This window comes from Anabaena sp. CCY 9613, from assembly GCF_963920895.1.
GTDB lineage: Bacteria > Cyanobacteriota > Cyanobacteriia > Cyanobacteriales > Nostocaceae > Cyanocohniella.
On the sequence record NZ_CAWUDE010000020.1, the window covers coordinates 83,877 to 89,920 of the forward strand.

5 protein-coding genes, 1 pseudogene and 1 CRISPR repeat array are annotated in these 6,044 nt (G+C 44.0%); of the genes and pseudogenes, 3 read left to right on the forward strand and 3 right to left on the reverse strand.

Annotation, left to right across the window (positions count from 1 at the left end):
* Nucleotides 1-34: 34 nt before the first annotated feature.
* Together rimM and ACM0OT_RS20400 are read right to left on the reverse strand one after the other, a co-directional pair.
* Nucleotides 35-697, reverse strand: a complete 663-nt coding sequence (gene rimM / locus ACM0OT_RS20395; RefSeq protein ID WP_414566224.1) for a ribosome maturation factor RimM — start codon at nt 695-697, stop codon at nt 35-37.
* A gap of 4 nt (nt 698-701) precedes the next feature.
* On the reverse strand, nt 702-1,985 hold the full coding sequence (locus tag ACM0OT_RS20400) for a valine--pyruvate transaminase (RefSeq protein WP_414566225.1): 1,284 nt from the start codon (nt 1,983-1,985) through the stop codon (nt 702-704).
* 217 nt (nt 1,986-2,202) lie between these two features.
* On the opposite strand from ACM0OT_RS20400, the gene ACM0OT_RS20405 reads away from it, so the two are divergent.
* From ACM0OT_RS20405 to ACM0OT_RS20415, 3 genes are all read left to right on the forward strand, one after another.
* Nucleotides 2,203-3,312 (forward strand): S-(hydroxymethyl)glutathione dehydrogenase/class III alcohol dehydrogenase, encoded by a 1,110-nt coding sequence (locus ACM0OT_RS20405; RefSeq protein ID WP_414566226.1) that lies wholly within the window; start codon nt 2,203-2,205, stop codon nt 3,310-3,312.
* A gap of 229 nt (nt 3,313-3,541) precedes the next feature.
* Entirely contained in the window at nt 3,542-4,039 is a 498-nt protein-coding gene (locus tag ACM0OT_RS20410; protein ID WP_414566227.1) for a DUF29 domain-containing protein, read from the forward strand.
* Nucleotides 4,040-4,043: 4 nt separating this feature from the next.
* A complete protein-coding gene (locus ACM0OT_RS20415; protein WP_414566228.1) occupies nt 4,044-4,541 on the forward strand; it encodes a DUF29 domain-containing protein in 498 nt (165 codons plus the stop codon).
* A 381-nt stretch (nt 4,542-4,922) separates the two neighbouring features.
* Nucleotides 4,923-5,398: direct repeats of the CRISPR family, unit length 37 nt; unit sequence GTTTCCATTTACTAAATCCCCTCACGGGGACTGAAAC.
* Between the two features lie 66 nt (nt 5,399-5,464).
* Here ACM0OT_RS20415 and ACM0OT_RS20420 read toward each other — a convergent pair.
* Nucleotides 5,465-5,989 (reverse strand): annotated as a pseudogene (locus ACM0OT_RS20420) (HD domain-containing protein); the annotation flags it as partial.
* Nucleotides 5,990-6,044: the final 55 nt, after the last annotated feature.

A 6,044-nucleotide genomic window follows, 5' to 3' on the forward strand; every position in this document is an offset into this window, starting at 1 on the left:
CAGGCAAGAGATTTTCCAGATCCCGTAAAAAAATTCAAATCGCTAATTCCATTAACCCAGGGGGTGGCGTAATTTCAATACGATGTCCTGGTAAATCTACGACAGGTGCGATGGCAGTGACAAATGGGATCAAAATGGTCTGGGGAGATTTTGTTTTTTCTCCCTCACTAACTTCATTTTGTTGATGCAACTTTACTTCCAGTAAATCATTACCAGCCGGAATCACATCTACCACAGTACCCACAAGTTCTCCAGATTCTTGCATGAAAACTTCCACACCAATCAAATCGATGACATGATATTCATCTTCACCCAATTGGGGGCGATCGCTTGCGGGAACCATCAATTTACAACCACGCATCTCTTCAGCTTGGTTACGATCTTCCACCCCAGCCAACTCAATCACATACAAATTTTTCCCTTCAATATAACGTCCCCCCAACAACTCCACAGGCTGCGGTTCCCTCTCACCCGGACGCAACAACCAACGTGTTCCCGGAACCTCAAATCGTTCCGGAAAATCCGATTGGGGATATACCCGCAACTCCCCACATAACCCTTGAGGAGAGACAATCTTACCAATTTCCAACCATTCATCAGCAGTAGGGAATGGGTTGGTAAACTTCCCCCCTGCTCCCTGCTCCCTGCTCCCCTGCTTCTTCTTCGCGCCCTTCGCGCCTTGGCGGTTCGTTCCCATAATCTTATGCACTCACAACAGCACGCTGATAAACTTGTTCAGCCACTTTTGCTAAACGCTGCATTCCCGTGACAATTTCCTCATCACTACCAGTCAAACTAATACGTAAACATTGATGCTTGTGTGGCCACTCTTCCCGCAAACCAGGGAAGAACGTACTACCAGGGACAACAATTACACCCACCTGCTTGAGTTGCTGGTAAAATTCCCAATCAGTAATTGGTAGATCCTGTAACCACAACCAAGCAAATATGGCCCCTTCACCCCGATGCAAGAACCAAGGTAAATCCTGAGGCATGGCTGCATCTAACGTATCTTCTAATACAGTGAATTTTTTCTGATAAAAGGGGCGAATAACATCTGCGGCTATTGCTGGCAAAGCACCAGAATTAATTGCCAAAGCTGCAATCGCCTGTCCATATCTTGATGGATGAATACACAAATTTGTCTGGAAGCACTCCAGAACTTGAATCATGCTTTCATCACCAATAGCCACACCAATGCGTTCACCGGGTAATCCCACCTTGGATAAACTCATGCAGTGCAAAATATTACCACCAAATACAGGTGTCATTTCCGTAAAGTTTAACGCCGGGAAAGGAGGTGCATAAGCTGAATCAATCAACACAGGCACATCAAAAGGTGCAGCTAAAGCAGCAATTTTTTTAACTTCTTCGTCACTGAGAACATTACCCGTGGGGTTACAAGGACGAGAGAAAATCACACAACCCGTATTTTCTGTAATTGCTAGTTGGCTAAAATCTGGACGATATTTAAATCTGTGAGCAGCTGCATCAATATCTAGGGTGGGTTTGTAAGCGATTAAGGCTTCTGGAACTAAAGTAACGCCGCCGTAACCCGTATAATCGGGACTGAGGGGCAAAACGATTTGTTTGAGGTCACCGTCAGTTGTGTAGCCTCCAAAGGCATTAGCAGCGTAGAAATAAAGGCTTTGGCTGCCGGGTGTAATCAGGATATTACGTTCCGTCAACTTTAAACCATAGCGGTTGTTAAAGTCATTGGCGATCGCCTCAATTAAGGGCCCATAACCTTGACTAGAACCGTAACGACAAACCACTTCGCCGTAGTCTGGACTAGCCAATAATTCCGCGGTACAATCCCGCCATAACTGTTCCACCTCCGGCAAAATCAACGGGTTACCGGCACTCAAATTCATAAATTCTTGCCCCGCCCCAGCTTTTAACGTTTCGATAATGTCCTTCATAATCGCTCGGACGCCAGTTAAGTTGGACATTTGAGCGCCAATTCTAGTTAGGGCAGGGTTCATAAGCTTTGCGAAAATAGAGATAAGATCAAAGTTAACAAAATAATGGCGGATCGGTATCATTATCCAGGTTTACCACCTGTAACTAATGTACCAATGTCATAGCAAAAAGCAATTTTATAGTTAATTTACAAAAGAGTAACAAAAACTTTCTCTCACCATTCCCCGGTATAAACTCAAAACAACCCATTGATGCAACTTTTATACAGGAAGACTAATTTTGGAAGTTAAAGCAGCCGTAGCTTACGGCGCGGGTAAGCCGTTAACTATTGAAACCGTTGAACTAGGGTCACCCCAAGTCGGAGAAGTATTAATTGAGATTAAAGCTTCTGGGGTTTGCCATACCGATGCTTACACTCTCTCTGGTGATGATCCTGAAGGTTTGTTTCCCGCAATTTTAGGACATGAAGGTGCGGGTGTGGTGGTGGAGGTGGGCGCTGGTGTAACTAGCGTTAAACCCGGAGATCATGTAATCCCTCTTTATACCCCAGAATGCCGACAGTGTGAATATTGTCTGAGCTTCAAAACCAATCTTTGTCAAGCAATTCGCCTCACCCAAGGACGTGGTGTTATGCCTAATGGCACTAGTCGCTTTAGTATTGGGGGAGAAATGATTCATCATTACATGGGGACATCTACGTTTTCTAACTACACAGTGCTACCAGAAATTGCTGTGGCGAAAATTCGCCCAGATGCTCCATTTGATAAGGTTTGTTATATCGGTTGTGGTGTAACTACTGGTGTGGGTGCAGTTATTAATACAGCCAAAGTGGAACCAGGCGCTAATGTCGTGGTTTTCGGCTTAGGTGGGATTGGCTTAAATGTCATCCAAGGGGCGCGGATGGTGGGCGCAAATATGATTGTCGGTGTAGATATTAATCCCAGTAAACGCGCTTTAGCAGAAAAGTTTGGGATGACACATTTTGTGAATCCCCAAGAAGTGGAAGGTGATTTAGTCCCCTACTTGGTAGATTTAACCAAAGGCGGTGCTGATTATAGTTTTGAATGTATTGGCAATGTCAATGTCATGCGTCAAGCCTTAGAATGCTGCCATAAAGGTTGGGGTGTAAGTGTGGTTATTGGTGTTGCGGGTGCTGGACAAGAAATTCGCACTCGTCCGTTTCAATTAGTCACCGGGCGCGTTTGGAAAGGTTCAGCCTTTGGTGGTGCGAGGGGGCGTACTGATGTGCCGAAAATTGTGGATTGGTATATGGACGGGAAGATAAATATTGATGATTTAATTACTCATGTGATGCCGATTGAGCAGATTAATGATGCTTTTGATTTGATGCACAAAGGCGAATCAATTCGGAGTGTAGTCACATTTTAATTTTGTAAAAGATGTGGGAGGCGATCGCATCTTCATTAAAATGACGTGAGTTCGACGGAACCTAACCCCAACCCCTTCCCTACGAGGGAAGGGGCAAAAAATCTACAGTTTGGTACGAAAAAATAGTGTTTTTAAGCCTCTCCCCGCGTCGAAAAGAGGAATGGAAGCGGGGTTTTTTAAAGCGATCGCATCTCCATTAAAATGAAAGAATATCCCCCAGGTTTTGACCATGCAAACACCACAAACCGGAACATCATCGGCAAACCTGAAAGCCAACCTCTATGAAACAGACTTTTACGCTTGGACTCAGCAACAAGCCAACCTGCTGCATGAACGGGAATGGAACCAGCTTGATTTGCCCAATTTAATCGAGGAAATCGCATCTTTGGGGAGAAGGGAACGTCAAGAATTACGAAATCGCTTGAGCATTTTAATTGCACATTTACTCAAGTGGGAATTTCAATTAAGCAAACGCAGTCGGAGTTGGTTGAATACGATTCGTGTCCAGCGTATAGATACGTGGGAATTGTTGACAGAAAACCCCAGTCTCCAACCCTACCTACAAGAAATGCTGCAAAAAGCTTACTTCAAAGCAACTGCTTTAGCTGCTGGAGAAACCAACCTACCTTTGAAGACATTTCCCCCAGATTGTCCTTATACTCTAGAAGAAATTCAGAGCGATCGCTTTTACCCAGGTGAACCTGTAAGTGATAATTTGATGGAATGAAAGAATGCAAACACCACAAACCGGAAAATCATCGGCAAACCTGAAAGCCAACCTCTATGAAACAGACTTTTACGCCTGGACTCAGCAACAAGCCAACCTGCTGCGTGGACAGGAATGGAACCAGCTTGATTTGCCCAATTTAATCGAGGAAATCGCATCTTTGGGGAGAAGGGAACGTCAAGAATTACGAAATCGCTTGAGCATTTTAATTGCACATTTACTCAAGTGGGAATTTCAATCAAGCAAACGCAGTCGGAGTTGGTTAGCAACAATTCGAGTACAACGGCGGGAAATTATCAATTTATTGAACGAAAATCCCAGCCTGAAGCCTTACATTGAAGAAGCATTACCAGAAGCCTACGAAAATGCTAGAGATTTAGCATCAGGTGAAACCAACTTGCCATTCTCGACTTTTCCCCAACAATGTTTATATAGTTTGACAGATATTCAGAGCGATCGCCTTTATCCAGGAGAACCCGCAAGTGATGACTTGATGGCATAAGATCGCTCAAAACCAGGCTTATTTGCGTTTCGTAATTAGCCAACCCAAACCTATTGTTTACTATCTTATAGATTTGGTGCGGAAGAAATAACATTGATGAGTTCACAATACTACAATATATGGATAAAAGCTCGACAAAATGAAGCAATAATTTTAAAATGAATCTAACAACTTGATGTTTGGCAAACCTATAGTGAGGTCAAAAACCCTGGGGGGTTTGCCAAAAACGCCAGAACCTTGACAAGTAAATAATTACAGCGTTTCAACTATTAGGGAAGTTGAGAATCAGTAGCAATAATAGTGGCTGAAATCGACCTAATTTTGAGGTTTGTCAAAATGCTTCCCAGGAAGCTTGCTCTGTAACAGTTTCAGCACCGAGCGGTTTCCATTTACTAAATCCCCTCACGGGGACTGAAACACTTCGGCAGGCAATCCAGTTGTGAATATCCTATAAGTTTCCATTTACTAAATCCCCTCACGGGGACTGAAACATTGAAGATACTCTAGCTCAGTTGAAACAGCGTACTGGGTTTCCATTTACTAAATCCCCTCACGGGGACTGAAACTTCCACCTTCACGTTTTATCATTAGTCGTCTCCTCCGTTTCCATTTACTAAATCCCCTCACGGGGACTGAAACCTCCCCAAGTCAGCTTTACTTGGGTCATCGTTGGGTTTCCATTTACTAAATCCCCTCACGGGGACTGAAACGCCAAAATTAAACCTGTAGATGAACAGCGAATAATTAGTTTCCATTTACTAAATCCCCTCACGGGGACTGAAACACTTTCAAAACTGCTAGCGGTAACGTAACTGTAAAAGTTTCCATTTACTAAATCCCCTCACGGGGACTAAAACTTGGCAAGCGATCGCGCCGTTGGCGATTCAACAAAAGTTTCCACAAACCATTACCCTGAATGGAGATTAAACGTCTTGATTAAGCTCTTGAATTACGCATGAAAATTCCTGAGTCATGAAATCCGAGCCAGTCTCACTATATATTTGCTGTAATTCTTGATAAAACCACAGAGTTCCATCTTTGCCAGCTTTGAACTGATTCCAAATACTGCTGCCATGTTGTCGGTAATCAGCAAGTAGTGACCTGGCATTGTGCAGCTTATCGGCTAAAGATACTCGTCGTATAGGAGGAGAAGCAAGACGTAGGTTGTACAAATATGTTTTCTTGCGTTCTTCCCAAGGTGCTTTAGGATAAGCATCAGATTCAGTACAACCATCAACTATGGCGACAACCGTCTCACCAAAAAGCTGACGTATATCTTCACGAGTGGATTGTCCTCCCTGATCTTCCACCGCATCATGTAATAAACCAGCGATCGCTTCTTCTTCAGTACCGCCTGCTTCTAGTACGAGTGCTGCCACACTTAGTAAATGAGCTATGTAAGGAACGCCGCTAATCTTGCGGGTTTGGTTAGCGTGGAGACGGGTGGCTTGACACTCTCACCGCTAATTGCTTTCCTTCGGAACGCTCCGCGAACGCAATGTA